16 protein-coding genes are annotated in these 20,744 nt (G+C 69.7%); 6 read left to right on the top strand and 10 right to left on the bottom strand.

All coding sequences use genetic code 11. The features are described from left to right. Positions 1-11: 11 nt before the first annotated feature. A complete protein-coding gene (locus D9T14_RS03645) occupies positions 12-3,341 on the bottom strand; it encodes an ATP-dependent helicase (protein WP_170175688.1) in 3,330 nt (1,109 codons plus the stop codon). Beyond that, the gene (locus D9T14_RS03650; RefSeq protein ID WP_170175687.1) at positions 3,338-6,652 is read right to left on the bottom strand and encodes an ATP-dependent DNA helicase; all 3,315 of its coding nucleotides are present in this window, start codon (positions 6,650-6,652) and stop codon (positions 3,338-3,340) included. The genes D9T14_RS03645 and D9T14_RS03650 overlap by 4 nt, the downstream gene beginning before the upstream one ends. 277 nt (positions 6,653-6,929) lie before the next feature. Here D9T14_RS03650 and D9T14_RS03655 point away from each other — a divergent pair, with 277 nt between their 5' ends. The 3 genes from D9T14_RS03655 to D9T14_RS03665 all read left to right on the top strand — a co-directional run bounded on the left by D9T14_RS03655 (position 6,930) and on the right by D9T14_RS03665 (position 8,611). Further along, positions 6,930-7,136: a cold-shock protein gene (locus tag D9T14_RS03655; RefSeq protein ID WP_119160789.1), complete on the top strand. Its 207-nt coding sequence runs from the start codon at positions 6,930-6,932 to the stop codon at positions 7,134-7,136. A gap of 210 nt (positions 7,137-7,346) precedes the next feature. Beyond that, entirely contained in the window at positions 7,347-8,315 is a 969-nt protein-coding gene (locus D9T14_RS03660) for a PP2C family protein-serine/threonine phosphatase (RefSeq protein ID WP_119160790.1), read from the top strand. Positions 8,316-8,386: 71 nt separating this feature from the next. Next, positions 8,387-8,611, top strand: a complete 225-nt coding sequence (locus D9T14_RS03665; protein ID WP_119160791.1) for a DUF3107 domain-containing protein — start codon at positions 8,387-8,389, stop codon at positions 8,609-8,611. 20 nt (positions 8,612-8,631) lie between these two features. Here D9T14_RS03665 and D9T14_RS03670 read toward each other — a convergent pair whose 3' ends face one another. Further along, a complete protein-coding gene (locus tag D9T14_RS03670) occupies positions 8,632-9,378 on the bottom strand; it encodes a ferritin-like fold-containing protein (RefSeq protein WP_170175686.1) in 747 nt (248 codons plus the stop codon). A 238-nt stretch (positions 9,379-9,616) separates the two neighbouring features. On the opposite strand from D9T14_RS03670, the gene D9T14_RS03675 reads away from it, so the two are divergent. After that, positions 9,617-11,110: a DEAD/DEAH box helicase gene (locus D9T14_RS03675; protein WP_119160793.1), complete on the top strand. Its 1,494-nt coding sequence runs from the start codon at positions 9,617-9,619 to the stop codon at positions 11,108-11,110. Positions 11,111-11,161: 51 nt separating this feature from the next. On the opposite strand, the gene trpS is transcribed toward D9T14_RS03675, so the two are convergent. Beyond that, positions 11,162-12,274, bottom strand: a complete 1,113-nt coding sequence (gene trpS / locus D9T14_RS03680; protein ID WP_119160891.1) for a tryptophan--tRNA ligase — start codon at positions 12,272-12,274, stop codon at positions 11,162-11,164. A 229-nt stretch (positions 12,275-12,503) separates the two neighbouring features. Then, positions 12,504-13,385 (bottom strand): PHP domain-containing protein, encoded by an 882-nt coding sequence (locus D9T14_RS03685; protein WP_119160794.1) that lies wholly within the window; start codon positions 13,383-13,385, stop codon positions 12,504-12,506. Between the two features lie 101 nt (positions 13,386-13,486). Between D9T14_RS03685 and D9T14_RS03690 the strand changes: the two genes are divergently transcribed. Further along, entirely contained in the window at positions 13,487-13,957 is a 471-nt protein-coding gene (locus tag D9T14_RS03690; protein WP_119160795.1) for a DUF2505 domain-containing protein, read from the top strand. Between the two features lie 283 nt (positions 13,958-14,240). Here D9T14_RS03690 and D9T14_RS03695 read toward each other — a convergent pair whose 3' ends face one another. Beyond that, a complete protein-coding gene (locus D9T14_RS03695) occupies positions 14,241-14,744 on the bottom strand; it encodes a hypothetical protein (RefSeq protein ID WP_119160796.1) in 504 nt (167 codons plus the stop codon). 78 nt (positions 14,745-14,822) lie between these two features. Here D9T14_RS03695 and D9T14_RS03700 point away from each other — a divergent pair, with 78 nt between their 5' ends. Continuing rightward, positions 14,823-15,287, top strand: a complete 465-nt coding sequence (locus D9T14_RS03700; protein ID WP_119160797.1) for an Rv3235 family protein — start codon at positions 14,823-14,825, stop codon at positions 15,285-15,287. A gap of 66 nt (positions 15,288-15,353) precedes the next feature. Here the strand turns inward: D9T14_RS03700 and secA are convergent, their stop codons facing one another. From secA to D9T14_RS03720, 4 genes are all read right to left on the bottom strand, one after another. Next, positions 15,354-18,149 carry a preprotein translocase subunit SecA gene (secA, locus tag D9T14_RS03705; RefSeq protein ID WP_445648494.1) on the bottom strand — a complete coding sequence of 932 codons (2,796 nt, stop codon included), beginning with the start codon at positions 18,147-18,149 and terminating at the stop codon, positions 15,354-15,356. A 198-nt stretch (positions 18,150-18,347) separates the two neighbouring features. Further along, positions 18,348-18,944, bottom strand: a complete 597-nt coding sequence (gene hpf, locus D9T14_RS03710; RefSeq protein WP_119160798.1) for a ribosome hibernation-promoting factor, HPF/YfiA family — start codon at positions 18,942-18,944, stop codon at positions 18,348-18,350. 159 nt (positions 18,945-19,103) lie between these two features. Beyond that, on the bottom strand, positions 19,104-19,859 hold the full coding sequence (locus tag D9T14_RS03715; protein WP_126464216.1) for a ComF family protein: 756 nt from the start codon (positions 19,857-19,859) through the stop codon (positions 19,104-19,106). Positions 19,860-20,111: 252 nt separating this feature from the next. Then, complete coding sequence (locus tag D9T14_RS03720; protein WP_232012499.1) at positions 20,112-20,678, bottom strand: YqgE/AlgH family protein; 567 nt, start codon at positions 20,676-20,678, stop codon at positions 20,112-20,114. Positions 20,679-20,744: the final 66 nt, after the last annotated feature.

A 20,744-nucleotide genomic window follows, 5' to 3' on the forward strand; every position in this document is an offset into this window, starting at 1 on the left:
GAGAACACAAACTAACGCGTCCCCGAACGACCGCCAAGGGGGCGGCCCGGGTCAGGCCCGGCGCGGCCGGGATCCTCGGCGCGCAGCCCGGCGACCATCTCACGCAGCCCGTCACGGCCGGTGAGCCGATCGGGACGCTCGTCGGTGCCGCTCATGACATGGTGGAAGACCGCGTCGACGCGATCGGGCGGGACACCGGCGATGTCGGACCAGGCAAGCCGGTAGAGAGCAAGCTGGAGGGCGTCCCCCGGGCCGTCGTAGGTCTTCCAGTCGACCACTCTGAAGTCGTGGTCCGGATCGTCGTCGAGCGCGAAGACCGCGTCGATACGGCCGCGGATCTGCTGACCGTCGAGCATGAGGACGAAGGCCTCCTCGACGGCGCACGGTGTGCGCTCGGCGTAGGGACCGGCCTCGAAGCATTCCTTGAGCCGCTGCAGCCTGGCCAACGCCCGCTCGTCGCCACGTGCGGCGTGCGCGCCGAACCGGCCGTCGTCGGTGAGCTCATCGCCTCCCCCGGGCTCCAGCATCCGGTCGTCGATGAGCGGGCTGCCCGCACGCCGGAACCTCGCCTCGACCCACTCGTGGAAACTGGTACCGACACCGGCGCTGGTACTCGCCCGCCGCGGCATCGGCCTGGCGAGGGTGGCCATGAACTCGGCTCGGTCGCGCTGGGACTGGATGAGTGCCGTGGCCGACAGCGAGCCGGGCACCGCAATCGCAGTGCCGCCATCCTGGTGACGGGCCTCCTGGGCGAGGAGCAGTTCTGCCTCGCGCGTCCAGCGGTCGACCGTGGCCTGCTCGTCGAGGTCGAGTGGCTCGTCGCTGTCGAAGCCCTCCGCCTCGCCCGTTGGGGTCCGCCTGCCGAGGACGAAGGCGGCCAGCGCGTCGAGGCGCTGCTGGGCCGGCTCGTCGCCGTTGCTGGGCCAGCTGAGGCGCCGCCGGACCTCGCCGAGCGGGTTCTCGCCGGCGTCGGCCACCGGCTCGGCCACCACCTGCTGCGCCCCGGCGGCGAGAATGTCGTAGTAGGGCGAGGCCGCACGGGGCCTGGACCGGCCGGGTTCCCAGACGTGGCTGGTGGCGACGAGATCATGCCTGGCACGCGTGATCGCCACGTAGGCCAGCCGGTCCTCGGCGGAGGCGGCCGCCGATCTCAGTTCTTCGGCATGGGCACCGATGCCGTCCCGCGAGTACTCGCGCAGTGCCGGCAGGCTGTCGCTGTCACCGCGGAGCGGTCCCGGCAGGAGCCGGGCGGAGTTCACCCAGTTGTCGGCGCGGTGGTCCGGGAAGACCCCGTCGACGAGCCAGGGAAGATAGACACGACCCCACTCCAGGCCCTTCGCGCGGTGGATGGTGAGGAGTTTGACCGAATCGCTGGGCGAGACGATGGCCTGCTCCATGCCGTTCTCGTGGTCGATCTGCAGGTCGAGGTGGGCGAGGAAGGCACTCAGCCCCGCACCGGGGTCGGTATCGGAGAACTCGGTCACCACGTCGAGGAAACGCCGCACCTGCTCCCGGCGGCCCTGTCGGAAGAACGCCGGGTCGCCCTCGAGTTCGGCGTCGACCCCCGCGAGCAGGCAGATGCGCCGTACGAGCTCGGCGAGCGGTTCGCCGAGCCCGCGTCGTGCCCTCGCGAACTCGTCGGCGAAACGGCGCAGCCGCCGAGCGCCCTGCCCAGAGATGCCGGGGATGTCCCGGTCCAGCACGTCCAGGAGACAGAGCGGTGGGCGGGTGAGTCCGTCGACGAGAGCGGCCATGCCGTCAGCACCGTCATCCGCCGCCGGACCTCCCGGTCCGGGCTCCGGGCCGGTCTCCTGCTCCGCCGCGGCCCTGCGGGCCGCGGCGGCCAATGACGCCAGATCCGACGCACCCATCCGCCAGCGCCGCGACGTGAGCAGCTCGACGAGTGCGGGATTGTTCGTCTCGTCATCGAGCAGCCGCAGGGTGGCGACGATCTCACGTACCGGGCTCAGCGAGACCAGACCGCCGAGGCCGACGATCTCCACCGGCACGTCGGCCTCGGCCAGTTCGTCGTAGATGCGGCCCACCGCGGCATTCGTACGGCTGAGCACCGCGATGTCGGCCCACCGGCCCGGGCCGCCGTGTGCGGCGACGTCCGCGGCCAGCCACGCCATCTCCTCGTTGACGTCGTCGAAACGTCCGACCGTGACGGACCCCGGCGCGGTTCCCGCGGGGGCACGCAGCCGCGAACGTGTCCGGGCGGGGGCGGGCAGCGCCGGGTCCTCGTCCATGCGCGCCGCCACCTCGTTGGCGCATCGCAGGATGGCTGGGCCGCTACGCCGGTTGACGGTCAGGGCGAAGACCTCGGCGGGGCTGCCGTCACCGCGCCGGAAGGTGCGGGCGAACTCGTTGATGGTGTTCGCTGCGGCACCGCGCCAGCCGTAGATGCCCTGGCGGGGGTCACCGACCGCCATGACCGGATGGCCGAGGCCGTGCTCGGCGTCGGGACCGGAGAAGAGCCCGGCGAGCATCATCGTCTGGGCCGCCGAGGTGTCCTGGTACTCGTCGAGCAGGACGGCGCGGAACTGCCGGCGCAGCTCGTCGGCGGCCTGCGGCGCGCTCCGGGCGATCCTGGTCGCCAGGGCCATCCGGTCGCCGAAGTCCCCGGCGGCGAGCTGCTTCTTGCGCGCCCGGTAGGCCCGGACCAGCTCGAGCAGTTCGAGCCTGGCCTGGGCCACGTCGATGGCTGCGGCGACGTCATGGTAGGGCCTGCCACGGTGGAGCGGGGCCTGGGCCATTCCGGTGAGGAACGAGGAGGTGAAGGCCTCGAGCTGTTCGGGGTCGACGAGGTGACTGCTCATTTCGGCGTCGAGCGTGACGAGCTGATCCACCAGGCCCGCCGGCGAGAGCTCCTGGATGTGCTCCCAGTCGCCCTCGGCCTCCGACACGACCAGTCCGGCGAGCCGGTAGCGCATCGGCTCGCTGAGCAACCGTTCGATCGGGTCCTCGCCGATGCGCGGGGCGTGCTCGGCGACCAGGCGTCCGGCGAACGCGTCGTATGTCATGACGACCTGGCCCTGCATGTCGTGCATCGTCGATTCGTCTACGACGCCAGAACGTACCAGGGCTGCGCTGATGCGGGCCGACAGCTCGCCGGCCGCCTTGCGCGTGAAGGTCAATCCGAGCACCTGGTCCGTGCGCACGGCGCCCGTCCCGACGAGCCAGACGACGCGCGCCGCCATCACCGTGGTCTTGCCCGAGCCCGCGCCGGCGATGATGACGCCGGGGGCGAGTGGGGCGGTGATGGCCGCCAGCTGCTCGTCGGAGAAGGGGACGCCGATCACCTCGCACAGCTGACCTGGGTCCTGCAGTGGTGCTGTCACCGGGAGTCCTCCCGCGTCCAGACGGGGCATCCACTCCGGTGAGTGCAGGTCCGGCACAGCTCGCCCTGGACGGCGGACCAGTCGCCGCTGGCCGCGTGCGTCAGAGCCTCCGCCATGGCGTCATGGATCCACGTCGGGCCACCGCCGGGCGGCGGTTCGTCCTGCGGCGGGTACGGGTGGTCCGCGATGGCCGGCTGGGCGAGCACCTTGGGCTGCCCGGGCTCCCTGGCGCCCTGCGGAACACGGAGCTGGACGAGCTCTGCGCCGCCCACTGCGGGCCGAGGACCGGTGAGATCGGTGCAGGCCCCCTCGGCGACGACCAGCTGGTAGGCGCCCAGCTGCAGGTGGGCGGCCACCTGTTTCCTGGTGGGGACTCGTCGGCCGGTCTTGAAATCGACGACGTGAACGCGTCCGGTGTCCGGTTCGCGCTCGAGCCGGTCGATGGTGCCGCGCAGGATGACGGAGCCGCCGGGCAGGTGGAAACGGTGCATGATGGGCACCTCGGCGCCGATGACCTCACGGCCGCGTGGGGCGGCCGACCAGGCGCCGAGGCGGTCGATCATCTCGTGGGTGCTCCTCAGCTGGGCCCGGCTCTGCCAGGGGCTCTCGAAGCCGACGAAGGCCCAGCACTCCTCGATCCGCTCGTGCTGCCGGGCCGTGCTCCAGCCGAGGGTCACCGCGTTCTCGGCCATCTTGTGGACGAGTGAGCCGATCGCCGCCTGCGGGCCGGCAGGATCGGGGGCGCCGGCCCTGGCGTCGAGGAACCAGCGTCTGGGGCACTGGGAGAGCTTCTCGAGGCCGGTGACGCTGACGACGAGTTCCGGACGAGACTGGGACGGGGCGGAGCCGCTGAGGCCCCCCAGCCCCCACCACGTCGACGCATTCGCGGACCTGACGAGCGGTCTGCCCCGCGGCGAGCTGGCTCCGGCGAGCCCGGCGATGCGTTCGGCTGCCGCACGGCGCAGGGCCGGGGACCGGCCAGGGTCCAGCGCGGTTCGGCGCAGTTCACCGACGAGTTCGTCGAGGGTGTTGTTGCGCCGCGCACCACGGTGCTCGTCTCGTCGTGGTTCGACGCCGAGTTCAGCGATGAAACGGGACGGCGCCGCGCCCTCGGAGCCCTCGCCGGCGACCGCCGTGACCAGCAGCGAGTCGGCGGCACGGCTGGCCGCGAGAGCGACCAGCCGGCGCTCCTGCCGCACCCATTCCACGGCCGCCTCCAGCCCGTCGCTGTCCTGCCCCGTCGTGTCGGCCGGATCACCGATCGCCTCTGCCAGCAGCAGGCCCGCGCCGCCCCGTCGTCCGGGCCAGTCACCCTCGACGAGATCGATGAGGGCGACCCGGCTCCACTGCCGGCCCCTGGTGCGGTGCGCGGTGATGACCTGCACCCCCCTGCCCCGCGGATCGGACTCTCGGCTCCGGTCACCGGGGATCTCCTGGCCGTTGATCTCGGTCACGAGAGCGCGCAGCGCCTTTCCGCCCTCCAGGCTGTCGTGCCGGGCGGCGAGGTCGAACAGGGCGCACAGGGCATCGAGTTCGCGCTGGGCCGACGCGGAGCCCTCGGAGTCGCCGAGGGCCTCCTCGCGCAGGCGAGCGGGCCAGTCGGTGCCCTGCCACAGGTCCCACAGTACCTCGTAGACGCCCGAACCCTGCCGCAACCGGCGAGCCGAGCCGCCGAGGACCGCACCCAGTGCCTCGAGCGCCGCAACGGCCGCGTCGTTCTGCACCGCGACTGGGGCATCACCCCTGGCCGCGTCCTCGTCAGGAACGCCCACTGGCCGGCCGTCCCGTGCCCCGCGCGCTCCTCGCCGGCCCCGTCCTGGGTCCATCGCGGTGGCGGCGGATCGGTGGATCAGGCCGAGCAGCAACTCATCGGCACCGGTACCGCCGCCATCGCGCCACAGCCGGCGACGCAGCCGGCGCAGGTCCCTGGGTTCCACCAGGCACAGTGGCCCGCCGACCAGGGAGAGGACACGGGAGTGGTCGAACCGGCCACCGCTGGCCAGCTCGAGACAGGACTCGGCGGCGGCGACCAGGTGCTGTACGCAGCGCTGCTCGCCCAGGGCGATGTCATCGCCATCGACGTCGACGGGGACACCGAGCCCCGCCAGCGCCCTCGCGACGAGCGCCAGCTGGCTCCTCCCCGTACGCCCCACGACAGCCATGTCGGACCAGGCGGTGCCCTGCATGTGGTGATCGCGCAACCACCGTGCGACGGCATCCAGTTGCGCCGCCCAGGTCGGGCACAGGAGGGCGCTGACCCCGGGCTGCTCGTCGGCCGCGCTGCCCCGCAGGTGGTCCGGGCCCGTGACGGACACGGCCGATGGCGTCACCCTTCCCGGGTCGGACGCCCCCATCGGCTCAGATCCGGGCTCGGTGGGATTGTGCGCGAGAACGCCGCTGACGGCTGCCAGCACATCCGGGGCGCTGCGGTGGTTGGACACGAATCCGATGATCTGCGGCTCCTCCAGCCCTGGCACGGTGAAGCGCCGCGGGAAATCGGCGACCGCCCGCGCATCGGCGCCCCGGAAGGCGAAGACCCGAGTCCCCGGATCGGCGGTGGCGACCACTGGGACACCGAGCCCGTGCACCTGGGCGAGCAATCCGATCTGTGACCGGTCCAGTTCGGCGAACTCGTCGACGTGGACGCCCTGCACACGCGCGGAGATCGTGGCCGCGACCCGCTCGTCGAGCAGCAGGAGCCGTGTGCGGTGAACGAGCTCCGCATAGTCCCAGACGCCCTGGCTGTCGAGAACGTCGAGATATCTCTCGAAGAAACACCCGAGTCCGATCCACTGCGGACGGCCGGTGCGCTCACCCATCTCGATGAGGTCATCGGGGTCGAGACCGTGCTGGCGGGCGCGGGCCATACCGGTACGGACCTCCTGCGTGAAGGCGCGTGTGCGCAGGGCCGGGCGGACCTCTGGGGGCCACAGTTCCTCGCCGGCGCCAGTGAGCAGCTCACGCACCTGCATCTCCTGCTCAGGACCGGTGAGGACCCGCGGAACCGCACCGGGGTCGTCGTAGGGCCCGTACGCCGACTGGAGGGCCAGGCACCAGCCGGGCACGGTGGTCATGACCGGCGCCCGCTGGGTGCGGCCGATCCGTGCGATGATCTCGGCGCGGAGACGGTGTGCCGCAGGGCGTGACCAGGTGAGCACGACGAGCCGGTCAAGACCGGCGCCGGAGGCGACGGCGGCGGCGACGGACTCGACCAGTGCGGTGCTCTTGCCGGTGCCCGGCCCGCCCACCGCCAGGACGGCGGCATGCGGTCTCGCAGCGGCCTCGAGGAAGGCCCGCTGCCACCGATCCATCCGCGGCCCAGCCATGGCGACAATGCAAGCACAGACGACGGACATTTTCCCGTCACGCGCCCCCGTAGCACCACCGGATACCAGGATTAGCGCGGTGACAACGACTTTTTGAGACATCATCCTTCCCAGCACGGCCAGCGGTGTGGAAGGATGAGAGCGCTGTCCGCCCCCCGGGACGGCACCGGCTCCGGTCCGTCGCGGAGCTCAACCGGCCACGGACCACGGGACGAGCAGCGGCCCCTCGGCACGGGCCCGATAGCAACGATAGGGAGTTCACATGGCCATTGGAACTGTGAAGTGGTTCAACGCGGAGAAAGGCTACGGTTTCATCGCCGTCGATGGCGCTGGCGATGATGTCTTCGTCCACTACTCGGCCATCGAGACCAGCGGTTTCCGCTCGCTCGACGAGGGTCAGAAGGTCGAATTCGACGTCTCGCAGAGCCCCAAGGGGCAACAGGCCGAGCACGTCAAACCACTCAGCTGACCCAGCGGGTCCCGGACGGGAGGCTCCGCCCAGCCGGCGGGGCCTCCCGTCGTGCTTGTGGTGGGCCGCTCATCCTCTCGCATAGGATGCTGACGACTCATTCCGGGCCGGACCGGACCCACGGCACACCGGGTCGCCGCACCGCGGCGATTTCCCGTGGAGGTGCTGCGGGTGCTGAACTGGAGTGCACACGCCGATCAGGGAAATCAGATGACCACTGGACCGCGAGCCACAGAGCGCGATGACCTGCGCCGTGGCCCCGTGGTGTGGGCTGGCGGCGCCTCGCACGTCGGCACGAAGAATCCACCCAACCAGGACGCACTGGCCGTCGCAGCGACCAACACCGCAGCACACCACAGCGCGATCGCTGCCGTCTCCGACGGTGTCTCGACCTCCCCGCGTTCCGAGCTGGCCAGCCAGATCGCCGTCGACGCGGCCACCGACTCCCTGATCGACGCGCTCACGCGCCACCCGACCGCCAATGATCCCGATGACCTGTGCCTGGCCATGCGCATGGCCGTCCTCACCGCCCAGGACGAGATCGTCACGCAGGCGGGCAACGACATCGACGGCTACGCCTGCACGCTGGTCCTCTCCCTCTTCCACCGTGGCCTCATCATCGTCGCCAACGTCGGCGACTCGCGCGCCTACTGGTTCGGTGACGGGGGCACGAACATGATCCTCACCACCGACGACTCGATGGCCCAGCTGAGCATCTCGCTCGGCACGCCCCGCGAGATCGCCGAGGCGAGCGCCCAGGCGCACGCCATCACCAAGTGGCTCGGCCCGAGTTCCCCCGGGCTCGATCCCACCGTCTCGGCCTTCCGCGTCGCTGAATCCGGCTGGCTGATGGTCTGCACCGACGGTCTGTGGAACTACGCGTCAGACGCCGACGCACTGCGCCATGTCTTCAACCACCTGCCGGTCAGCGCTGACGCCAGCGCAGAGAAACTGTCGGTCGCGCTCGTCGACTGGGCCAACGAGCAGGGCGGTCACGACAACATCAGCGTCGGCCTCATCCGCATCGAGGAGGAGGACCTGCGCATCGCACCGGCCCGGGCCAGGCAGGAGACTCCCTCCCCCGCCCCGCCGAACAGCACCGAGGCCCCACCGAGCCGCGCTCAGGCCGTCGAGCCCGACCCCTACGACACGCCACCCCAGCCCGAGCTGCCCCTGTGAGCCCCGCCCCGCGTCGGTCCTGCGCGGGGAGCCGGACGACAGCCTTGAGGCGCGCCGGTACGGTTGAGGCCGTGGATATCAAGATCGGCATCGAGAACGTCACCCGTGAGTTGTCCATCGAGACGGACCAGTCCCGTGAGGAGATCACTGCCGCCCTCAGCCAGGCCCGCCTGAACGACGGACTGCTCACCATCGCCGACTCCAGGGGCCGCCAGGTCGTCGTTCCCGCCTCGCGCATCGCCTACGTCGAGTTCGGTCAGGAGCACGCCCGCCAGGTCGGTTTCGGCACGATGTGAGTGCCGGGCGCGGCAGCCGCTCAGCCACCCAGCCCGAGACGGGCGAGGCGCTTGCCGTGCTCGACCATGAGTTTTTCGAGCAGCTCGCTCACCACACCCAGCTCGTCGCCGGCGGATGCGATGGTGCCCTCACCGCCCGCCGCGCGGGCGACGAGAGCGGTGAGTTCGACCTGCCGTGCGACGAGGCGCTGGATCTGACCGATGGCCTCGGCTGCGAAACGCCGGCCGTACAGGGACAGGGCCCCGGTCGCCGTGGGATCGGCGTCGAGGGCCTCGGACAGGGATCGTCCGGCGAAATCGCTGACGCGCCACGCGGTGGGCCCGGGCTCGATGAGGGCGGCAAGCCGATCATCCAGTCGGCCGCCGATGGCGGCGACGAAATCGGCTCGCAGGCCATTGACGAGCAGTGCGCGCAGCACGCAGGTGTCCCAGGTACGCGCCCTCGTCGCGCGAGCGAAGGCGTCCAGGGCCTCGCGGTACGGTTCGAGGGCCTCGACGAGTGTCAGGCCCTGTGCGACGATCTGATCGGCGATGCGCTCGAAGCGCGTGAACTGGTCGGCCGCGAGCGTCGCCACGTCGATGCGCTGGGACAGCGTCGGGGCCAGCGGGGCAGAGGCCGTGAGCATCTCGAAGTCGACGAGATCGGCCTGGGCGGTGAAACCGAGGAGCTGGACGCCACCGGGAGGCAGCTCGAGGGGGGCCGGCGGACGGCCCTCGTCGAGTCGACGTTCCGCGGCATTTCGCTGATTGTCTGAGTTGGGGCTCACGGAGCCAACACTAGCGGCCCGGGAGTCAGCCGGGAGGCGTCGAGGGGTCGTCATCGGGTAAACTCTCCGTGGCGCACTCCCGTGCGCCGCCTGCGCGAAGCGCCCGGCGGTGCTGGTCGTTCTCATCAGGCGCACTTCCGGTTCGCACAGCGATCCCGGGCCCCCGGTTTCGCGACACGCTCATGCAGGCCACCGAACAGCTTGTCCTCCGTTGACGCGGGGGCGGAGAACCGAGTACATGACCCTTCCGATCACTGATCCCCCGGCCGAGAAGACCACCTTCGCCGAGCTGGGCGTGGAGCCCTCCATCGTCGCCGCACTCGCCGATGAGGGAATCGAGCATCCCTTCCCCATCCAGGAGATGGCCATACCGATCGCCCTGGGCGGCGCCGACATGATCGGCCAGGCCCGCACCGGCACCGGCAAGACCCTCGCCTTCGGCATCCCGATCCTGCAGCGCATCGTCCTCCCGGGTGAGGAGGGGGCCGAGGATCCGGGGACATCCGGCAAACCGCAGGCGCTCGTCATGACCCCCACCCGTGAGCTGGCCATGCAGGTCGCCGACGACCTGGCCACCGCTGCGGCCAGGAGCACGGTTCGCATCACCACGATCTACGGTGGCGTCGGCTACGACGACCAGCTCGCGGCGCTGGCGCGTGGTGTCGACGTCGTCGTGGGCACCCCGGGCCGCCTGCTCGATCTCGTGCACCGCCACGAGCTCGACCTGTCGCACGTGACGATAGCCGTCCTCGACGAGGCCGACGAGATGCTCGACCTGGGTTTCCTACCCGACGTCGAGGCCCTGCTGGACCGTGCACCGTCGAGCCGCCAGACACTGATGTTCAGCGCCACCATGCCGGCCGTCATCATGTCCCTGGCGCGCAGCCGTCTCAACCAGCCGGTGCACGTCCGTGCCGAGAGCCAGAACGCCCAGATGACAGTGCCGCAGACGACCCAGTTCGTCTACCAGGCGCACGAACTGGACAAGCCCGAGATCATCGCCAAGGCGCTCCAGGCCGAGGGCATGCACAAGATGATGGTCTTCACCCGCACCAAACGCGCAGCCCAGCGACTGTGCGACGACCTGCGCGAACGCGGCTTCGATGCGGCGGGACTGCACGGTGACCTGAACCAGGCCCAGCGCGAGAAGACCATGAAACGCTTCCGCGAGAACAAGATCACCGTCCTGGTCTGCACCGACGTCGCCGCCCGCGGCATCGACGTCGATGACGTCACGCACGTGGTCAACTACGAGGTGCCCGACAGCCCCGAGCAGTACGTGCACCGCATCGGCCGCACCGGACGGGCCGGCCACGAGGGCGTCGCCGTGACGCTCGTGGACTGGCAGGACGTCACCCGTTGGAAGGTCATCAACAAGGCCCTCGACCTGGGTTTCCACGACCCGGCCGAGACCTACTCCACCAGCGAGCACCTCTTCGCCGACCTGGGCATCCCGGCCGGGACCAAGGGGCGCCTGCCGGGGGCCGGCTCACGCGACGAGATCGAGCGCAGGCATCGCGCCGAGCGCGCCGAGGACAAGGGCCGGTCCGGCGCACGGGATCGCCACGGGCACGGCGGTAGGCACGGTGACGGCAAGAAGCACCGCGGGGACAAGAAGGATGGCGGGAAGAAGGACAAGGACCGCCCGCGCCGCAAGCGCCGCCGCACCCGCAATGGCCGCCCTGTCGAACGGCCCGGTGACGAGGGCGGCAAGCAGGCCGACAAGAAGTGATGACTCCCGGTCGTCACCGGTTCGGTCCCGGTGACGACCTCGGGGCCATCCTCAGTAGTTCATCTGCATGGCGGTGCGTACCTCGTCGAGCGTGGCGTTGGCCACCTCGTTGGCGCGCTCGTTGCCGGCGTGCAGCACCTCACGCAGATAGCCGGGATCGGCCACCAGTTCGGCGCGACGGGCCCTCATCGGCGCGAAGTACTCGTTGAGTGCCTCGGTGCAGGCCTTCTTCAGGCCTCCCCCGCCGCCGTCCCCGATCTGCTCGGCCACGGTCTGCGGGCTCTGGCCGGTTGCCAGCGAGGTGAGCAGCACGAGATTGGAGACCTCGGGACGGTTCACGGGATCGTAGGTGATGTGCCGGTCCGAGTCGGTCTTGGCCTTCTTGATGAGCCTGGCCGTCTCATCGGCGCTCATGCCGAGTTCGATGGTGTTGCGCCGTGACTTGCTCATCTTCTCGCCGTCCAGGCCAAGGATCGCCGGCGAGGCGCTGAGCAGGGCGTCCGCCTGCGGGAAGACGGGGGTCTGCGGCACGGCGCGGCCGTATCGCTCGTCGAAACGGCGGGCGATGAGCCGGGTGACCTCGATGTGCGGCAACTGGTCCTTGCCGACCGGGACGAGATTGGCCTTGCAGAACAGGATGTCGGCGGCCTGGTGGACGGGGAAGGTGAGCATGAGACCGCTCATGGCACGATTCCCCGAGCGCTCCAGTTCGTCCTTGACGGTGGGATTGCGGTGCAGCTCGGACTCGGTGACCAGGCTCAGGAAGGGCAGCAGCAGCTGGTTGAGGGCGGGGACGGCCGAGTGGGTGAAGATCATCGTGCGTTCCGGGTCGATGCCACTGGCCAGGTAGTCGGCGATGCCGCTGAAGACGTTCTCCTGGATGGCGCCGACGCCCTCACGGTCGTAGATCACCTGGTAATCGGCGATGACGAGCAGCGACTCGACACCGGCGTTCTGCAGCCGCACGCGGTTGGCGATCGAGCCGAAGTGGTGGCCGATGTGAAGCCGCCCGGTGGGCCGGTCCCCGGTCAGCACCCGGTAACGCTGCGGGTTCTTCTCGATGTCCGCCTCGATGGCGTCACTGCGCTCCTGGCTGGCGCGCAGCGACGCACCACCGATCGCACCGCTGAGCGGATCCGTCTCGTCCATGGTGGTTTCCGGCATGATGTCCTTTCCCAGCGCCCCGACCGGCGGCCGCCGAGCATGACGAAGAACCGCCTCGGGGCGGCCGTTGTCGTCAGTGGAGAGCTGCACGATGGCCGCGTCAGCGGCACCGCCAGCACCGCGCATGCGGCACCGGGGTGCTCGGGCTCATCTGCATGCGGTGCAGTCTACTCGTCCCGGCCCCGGCGGTCCGGCATCAGCCGGCTGGTGGGCACCCGCCGGACAGCGCTCACAGCCGGTTGAGGATCTGCTCGACGGTGCCGAGCTGGCCGCCACGAGCGATGATGCGCTCGGTGATCTCGTGCAGGGCCGACGGCCTGGTCGTCTCGCAGCCGATCTCGTGGCCGATCTTCCCCTTGCCGTGGTAGTCGGAGGATCCGGTGCGGAGCAGCCCCAGTCGGCCACCGAGATCGAAGAGCATGAGCCGGGTCTCCTGGTCCTGGTCTGGATGGTCGATCTCGATGCCGTCGAGGCCATGATCGCGCACCAGTTGCGTGATGAGCTCAGCGGTGACCTTCTCCCGGTTGCCGCGAATCCACGGGTGGGCCAGGATCGCCACGCCGTGTGCCTCGTGGACGAGATCGATCGCCCGCCCCAGCTCAAGCGTCTCGCGCTTGACATAGGCGGGGCCGCCGTTGTGGAGGTAGGAGGCGAAGGCCTCGGCGCGGTCTGCCACGTAGCCCTTGGCGACGAGCGCGTCGGCGATGTGCGGACGGCCGATCGCGGTGGCGGCCCGGGCCTGCTCTGCGACGTCGTCCTCGGTCAGGTGCATGCCGAGGGCGTCGAGCTTCTCCAGCATGTCGCTGATCCGCATCGCCCGGGAGGCGCGCATGCGCGCCAGTTCCCCGCGCAACGGCTCGGCCCACGGATCGCAACCGTAGCCGAGCAGGTGGACCTGGGCATCGCCGCTGTGGGTACTGATCTCGACGCCGGGCAGCACGGCGACGCCGAACCGCCGACCCGCCTCCGCGGCCTCGGTCAGTCCGTCGAAGCTGTCGTGATCGCACAGCGCCACGACCGAGACCCGGTTGTGCTGCGCCGCGCGCACCAGCATCGTCGGGCTGTCGGTGCCGTCTGAGACGTTGGAGTGGGTGTGCAGATCGATTCGCATGTCTCCATTCTGCCCTGCCCCGGCCGGTCACCCGGGCGCCCCGCCGGCTTCCGGCCGCGATGTGAGCAGCCCGTGACCGCAGAGCCCGGCACAATGGAGGCATGGATCTGAATGTTCGTCACGAGTACGCAGCCTCTCCCGACGCCGTGCACGCAATGCTCACCTCCCCCGAGTACTTCTCCCAGCTCGGCCAGCTGTCAGGGGCCAGTGTCCGGCTCGAGAACCAGGGCAATGCCAGCTCGCTGACGGTGCAGGCGAAGTCCCCCGAGCAGGTCAAGGCCATGGTCGGCGAGACCATCAGCCTCAGCACTCGCGTCCTGTGGGAACGCGACGGCGAGGGCTGGAAGGGTGTTGTCGAAACCGTCAAGCTCAAGGTTCCGGCACAGGTCTCTGCGCGCGCCGCGGTGCAGCCTGGCGGCATCGGCACCACCGTCGAGTACTTCCTGGCGGTCTCGGTGACGATCCCCCTTCTCGGCAAGAAGGTCGAGCAGATGGCCGAGCCGCGCATCCGAGCCGCACTCGACGCCCAGAAGCGCAGCGGCGACGCCTGGCTGGCCGAGCGCAGCGGCTGACCGCTCCAAGAACGGCCCCCGGCGGTGCGGGGCACCGGAACGAGGGCATACGCCACCGGCGCCCGCGGCTGCGGGCGCCGGGCGTTCGGTCGGGCCGGTTCACTCCCCCCGCGGAGCCGCGGCCGCCATCACCTGCCGCAGGCCGGGGGCGACCACGACGTGACGTTCAGTCCCCGGAGCCGACGGCCCCGAGGCGTCCCTTCCCGGCGCGGTGGCGAGCGCACCGCCCATTCCATTCATGGTCATCGCCCCGGGTGCCTGTCACCGGAGAGCCGCCCGCCGATCACCGGGAGAGCCAGTCGGCGAGTTCACTGATGTCGTGCCACAGCAGCGGCTCGGCGAGCAGCTCCTGCACGGCGGTCAGTCCCCATGCCTCGTCGACACCGAGCCCGGAGGCCGACTGGGCAGCTACCGTGGCGTCGACCCGGTCGTCGTCGGCGAAGAAGGCCTGGACCCGGTCGGGCGCGAGCCGGGCGAGTGAGGCGGCGCCATTGGCCACCTCGGCCTCGTCGATGGCCTCACCGATCATGGCCACCGGCAGCTGGGCGGCCAGCACGAGGCGGCGGCCGGTACGCGCCAGTGCGCTGACCGATGCCACCTGCAGGGCCGCGAGCTCGGCCTCCTCACCGCCGGGAAGCAACTCGAAGGTGCGGCACAGGGCCTGGTTCGCGACGAAGACTGCCAGCGGGCCGGACAGGACCTGGTGCTCCACGCCCAGTCGGCGCGCCTGGGCCTCGTCGACGGGCACGAGCACGATCTGCCGTGCCCCATGGCGCTCATCAGTCATTGCTTCCTCCTCACCGCAGTTTTCCACACCTTCTCAGATGGCTGGCACCGTGCCCGGTGAACCGGGCAGTCTTGACCCATGGCCCCCACTCCCACGGTCGACGGGCGCCGTACCATCTGGCGCTCCGAGAAAGGCACGCTGTCGATCAGCGAGAGGGCTGCGCGCCCGCAGATGAAGGCGCCCAACCGAGCCTGCGCCACGGCCGCGGCACGTTTCGCCCTCGCGCTCGCCGAGGTGCTGGCGGGTCGGCGTCCCGCAGCCCAGCTCGCGCACCTGAGCAAGCCGGGCACCATCGCCGAACTCGTCCGCGTCCAGGCGGAATCGCCGTTGACCGGCGCACGACTGCACTCCATCCACATCAGCGACTCCGTCTCGGCCGGTTCGGCCGAGGTCGTCGCCTGCTACGAGTGGCGTCCCAACGGGGGTCGCGGTGCCCGGCTCGTAGGCGTCGCCTTCCAGATGACGCGCACCGACAACGGTTGGGCCTGCCGCGCGCTGACGATCGGCGTGCCGAACGTCGAGAGCACCGACCGGCGGCGCTGACGAGGGCGGGGCAGGGCGACGGGGCTGGTCCGGGGTCCGGACCCCGGCGACCCATGCGCCCGGTCTTCAGCGCACGTTCGGGTTCTTGCCGTGGCAGTGCTTGAACTTCTTGCCGGACCCGCACGGGCAGGGCTGGTTGCGACCGACCTTGGCGTAGGGATCGGTTTCCTCGTCGTCGTCAGCGCTGCGCCGCTCGACCTCACCGCTCTCGCCCGGCGCGGAATAGGTCATCCGGCTCGGGCGCTGGTCCTCCAGGCCCTTGATGACGGCGCGGGCACTCGGCTGCTCCCCGTCCTCGCCGTCGTCGGCCCTGGCCGGCTTGTTCAGCAGCGCCGCGGCATCGACGACGTTGCCGTCGCCGTCACGTCGCTCGCCGACGACCGGGGAGTCCTGCTTCTCGACCTCGATGTTGAACAAGTAGCCGACGACCTCCTCCTGGAAGGCGTCGCGCATCGCGTCGAACATGTTGGCGCCTTCGCGCTTGTACTCGACGAGCGGGTCGCGCTGGGCCATGGCGCGCAGTCCGATGCCCTCTCTCAGGTAGTCCATCTCGTACAGGTGGTCACGCCACTTGCGGTCGAGCACGGTCAGCCAGACCTGACGCTCCAGTTCGCGCATGACGTCCTCACCGAGATCCGACTCGCGGGTGTCATAGGCCTTCTGGGCGTCCTCCTTGAAGTCCTCGACGAGTTCTGATGCCTCCTCGACGTCCTCGTAGTCCGCCTGGTCGAGGCCCACCGGGTAGAGCTGTTTCATGTCGTTCCACAACGCATCGAGGTCCCACTCGTCGGCGAAACCCTGGGTGTGCAGCTTGACGGTCGCGGTGACGACGCGGTCAACGGTCGACCGGAGCATGCCCTCGACATCGGCGCCCTCGAGCACGGTCCGGCGGTCCCCGTAGATGACGTGGCGCTGCCGGTTCATGACGTCGTCGTACTTGAGGACGTTCTTGCGCATCTCGAAGTTCTGGCCCTCGAGCTGCTTCTGGGCGCTCTCGATCGACTTGGTCAGCATGCGCATCTCGATGGGCTGGTCGTCCGGCAGGTTCATGGTGGTCATGACCCGCTCGACGGTGTCGGCCTTGAACAGGCGCAGCAGATCGTCCTCGAGGGAGAGGAAGAAACGGCTCTCACCCGGATCGCCCTGACGCCCGGAACGGCCACGCAGCTGGTTGTCGATACGGCGGGACTCGTGGCGCTCCGAGCCGATGACGTACAGGCCACCGGCCTCGATGACCTCCTCGTGCTCGTCGGCGACCTGCTCGTCGAACTCCTTGAGGACCTTGTCCCACTCCGCCTCGTAGCCGTCGGGGTCGGAGACCGGGTCGATGCCCCTCTTACGCAACTCCTGGTCGGCCATGAACTCGGGGTTGCCGCCGAGCATGATGTCGGTGCCTCGTCCTGCCATGTTCGTGGCGACGGTGACGGCGCCCTTGCGGCCGGCCTGGGCGACGATCGCGGCCTCACGTGCATGCTGCTTGGCGTTCAGCACCTGATGGTCGACGCCCGCCTCGCGCAGCCGCCGGGACAGCTCCTCGGACTTGACGACCGATGCGGTACCGATGAGCACCGGCTGACCGGCCTCGTGCCGCTCCACGACGTCCTCGATGATGGCGTCGAACTTGGCCTTCTCGGTGCGGTAGATCAGGTCGGACTGGTCGGTACGGATCATCGGCTTGTTCGTGGGGATCGGGATGACACCAAGTCCGTAGATCTTCTGGAACTCGTCCTCCTCGGTCTTGGCCGTGCCGGTCATGCCTGAGAGCTTGTCGTACATGCGGAAGTAGTTCTGCAGGGTGATCGTGGCGAGCGTCTGGTACTCGTCCTTGATCTGCACACCCTCCTTGGCTTCGAGCGCCTGGTGGAGGCCCTCGTTGTAGCGGCGGCCCTCGAGGACCCGGCCGGTGTGCTCGTCGACGATGAGTACCTGGCCCTTGATGACGACGTAATCGCGGTCGCGCTTGAAGAGCTCCTTGGCGCGGATGGCGTTGTTCAGGTAGCCGATGAGCGGGGTGTTGACCGACTCGTAGAGGTTCTCGATGCCCAGGTCGTCCTCGGTCATCTGGATGCCGTGGGCCAGCACCGAGACGGTGCGCTTCTTCTCGTCGACCTCGTAGTCCACGTCGGGCTGCAGGCGGCGGGCCAGGCGCGCGAACTCCGGGTACCAGCGCTTGTTCTCGGCGGCCGGCCCCGAGATGATGAGCGGTGTCCTGGCCTCGTCGATGAGGATCGAGTCGACCTCGTCGACGATGGCGAAGTTGTGCTCGCGCTGTACGCAGTCGGACAGCTTGAGCGCCATGTTGTCGCGCAGATAGTCGAAGCCGAACTCGTTGTTGGTGCCGTAGGTGATGTCGGCTCCGTACGCCTTGCGGCGCTCGGCAGGCTTCAGGCTCGACAGGATGACACCGGTGTCCAGGCCCAGGAAGTGGTGCACACGACCCATCTGCTCGGACTGGGACTGGGCGAGGTAGTCGTTGACGGTGACGACGTGCACGCCCCTGCCCTCGAGGGCGTTGAGATAGCTCGGGGCCAGTGCGACGATCGTCTTGCCCTCACCGGTCTTCATCTCGGCGATGTTGGCCTGGTGCAGCGCGGCGCCCCCCATGATCTGGACGTCGAAGGGGCGTTTGCCGAGCACCCGGTTCGTCGCCTCCCGGACCGTGGCGAAGGCCTCGGGAAGAAGATCATCGAGTGACTCGCCGTTGTCGAGACGCTGGCGGAAGTCGGCCGTCTGGCCGCGCAGCTCCTCGTCGTCCATGGCGAGGTAGTCCTCCTCGATGCTGTTCACCTGGTCGGCGATACGCGCCAGCCGTTTGAGGGTTCGGCCTTCACCGGCATGAAGCAGGCGATCCATGAAGCTCACGAGTCGGTTTCCTATCGTCAGTGCGGAGAACCGCGCACACAGGCGCGACCATTCCCACCCATCTTATGCATGACGGAACGACGAGCCACGGGCGTGCGGGGACAGCTGCGGGACCGGCGACGCTGATAAGAGTGCTGGCCCCGGGACCTGTCGGGTCCCGGGGCCAGCACTCGGTGACGATGTCAGTACAGCCGACGATCACTTCACCTCGATGTGGATGACACCGTAGTTGTACGCCTTGCGGCGGTACACCACGCTCGGCAGACCGGTGGCCGCGTCCTGGAAGAGGAAGAAGTCGTGACCGACCAGTTCCATCTCGTCAAGAGCCTGGGCAAGCGTGAGAGGGGCCGTCTCGAAGGTCTTCTCGCGGACGACCAGCGGGCCATCGCCCTCCACGGTCAGCCCGGCGACCTGACGGATCTCCGGCTCGGGCTCTGCGGCGGGAGCCGGTGTCTCGGCGACGGGAAGATCCTGGACACGCAGACCGCGACGGTTCTTGCGCCGGTCAGCAGCCCTGCGCAACTGGGCCCGCAACCTGTCAAGCGCCTTGTCGAAGGCGAGCATCTTCTCCTCGGCACAGCCGCTGGCCCGGACGACCGGGCCCTTGGCACGCAGTGTTATCTCGCAGCGGACCGCGGAGGACGGATCGCCCTTCGCCTCCTGTGCGGTGAACTCGACCTCGGTGCGGATCACGCGATCACGCAGTTTCGAGATCGACTCCTCGAGCCGGTGGGCGACCACTTCGCGTGTGTCGTCATTGATGCTGCAGCGACGTCCGGTGACGATGACATCCATGTCAGTACCCTTTCGGTTGCGGACTCAATCCCGCCTGTCCAGGGCCCGTGCCACGCCAGGACAGCCATGTCACCAGCCCGAGAATGCGGGGACACGCAGGCCGCGATTCGCGATCTGGAGCCGTTCCTCGAGGCCGCCCGTGTCATGCCCCAAAGCTACTCAGTTTCGTGACGGCGCGGGAGCGGACAAGCGGTATTTCTTCCCATTCACCCGTGATTCCTGCAAGGCCGTTTGCGCAACGGCGGCGCACCCGCGCACCTCAACCGCCGCCCGCGCCAGGACGCGCACCGCCTCGGCCATCGTTGCGCCGGTGGTGACCACGTCGTCGAGCACCACGACCGGCCCACCGGGCCGCGGGGCCCCGCGCCGGGGGCGTCCTCTCATCACCATGGTGCCCGCCTGCGCAGACCGTCGTTGTCCCGCGCCGAGACCGATCTGGTCCGGCGCAGCCCTGCCGCGGGCCAGCGCCGGCCAGCAGCGGATACCGGTCAGTCCCGCCACGGCGCGGGCCAGCGAGGCCGTGTGGTCGATCCCCCGCTCGCGGGCACGCCGCGGGTCAGCGGGTACCGGGACGACGAACATTCGTGAGGGGTCCAGCCCCGATTCACCGGCAACCGCCAGCAGGGCCCGCGCCGCCAGCTCGGCAAGTTGCCTGCGCAGCGTCCATGCGCCCCTGTCCTTGTAGGCGATGACGAGCCTGCCCGCGACGGGCCGATAGAGCGCGCCCGACCAGACGGCCGGGGCCGCCGGCCCCAGGCCCGGCAGCGGAGCATGCCGCCTGATGGGCTCGTCCGGGAACTGTGCACGGCAGTCCCGGCACAACACGACGCCGGGGGCGCCGCAGGCCGCGCACTGGGAGCCGAGCAGCAGGTCGAGCCCGGCGCCGGCCAGCTCGGTCAGCCATTCGATCCCCATGCCCTGATGGTGCACAGGCAGGGCCCGGTCGATCAGATGACCACAGGGCTCCTGCCGGCTGCGAGCACGCCCGCACCGTCCCGGGCGGGGCCGCCCATTGCCGTCCCCGTGCACCGCCTGGGAGCGCCCAGGGCACCCGACCTGGCCCACACACCGCCCTGCTCTCCCGGACCGCGTCATCTGGTCGGGCCAGCAGCACCATGTGCGCGCGAGAACCCGGGCACGACACCACGGCGCCGGGTCACGCAACGCCTAGTTGAGCTCGGGGTTCGCGGTGTAGGCGCTCAGCAGGGCGGCCTGGCTGCCCATGCGGCGCAGCACCCGGCGCCACAGGTCATCAGTGTCGGCGCCGAAGATCTCCTCCTCGCGGGGCGTCGTACGCAGCCAGGCGCCCTGACGGATCTCCCTCTCCAGTTGCCCGGCCTCCCAGCCGCTGTAGCCGGCGAAGACCCGCACGTCCGAGAAGGCGCCGACGGCGAGTTCGACCGGTGTGTCCAGGTGGAGCACGCCGATGTCACCGGTGATGCGCCGCCAGCCGAGCGGGTCCTCGCCGGGGTCCAGCACCTTCGCCAGGCACAGGGCGCCATTGGGCAGCACGGGACCGCCGGCGAAGAGCACCTGCGGAGGATTGAGCTGGGCCTCCCAGTCGGGCAGCACCTGCGAGACGGGCATCTGAGAGGGTTTGTTGAGCGCGATACCGACAGCGCCGTCGGTATCCGACTCGAGCAGCAGGATGACCGACTGGTCGAAGAAACCGGCCCCCACAGGGTGGGTGCTCACCAAGAGTTCTCCCCCACTGACGTGCTGCTCACTGGTCACGAATCCAGTCTGACACGCCTGTCCAGACCTGGCCCGGCCGCCAGCATGTGGATCGGGGAGAACCCG

Source organism: Propionibacterium australiense, from assembly GCF_003666605.1.
Classification (GTDB): Bacteria; Actinomycetota; Actinomycetes; order Propionibacteriales; family Propionibacteriaceae; genus Propionibacterium; species Propionibacterium australiense.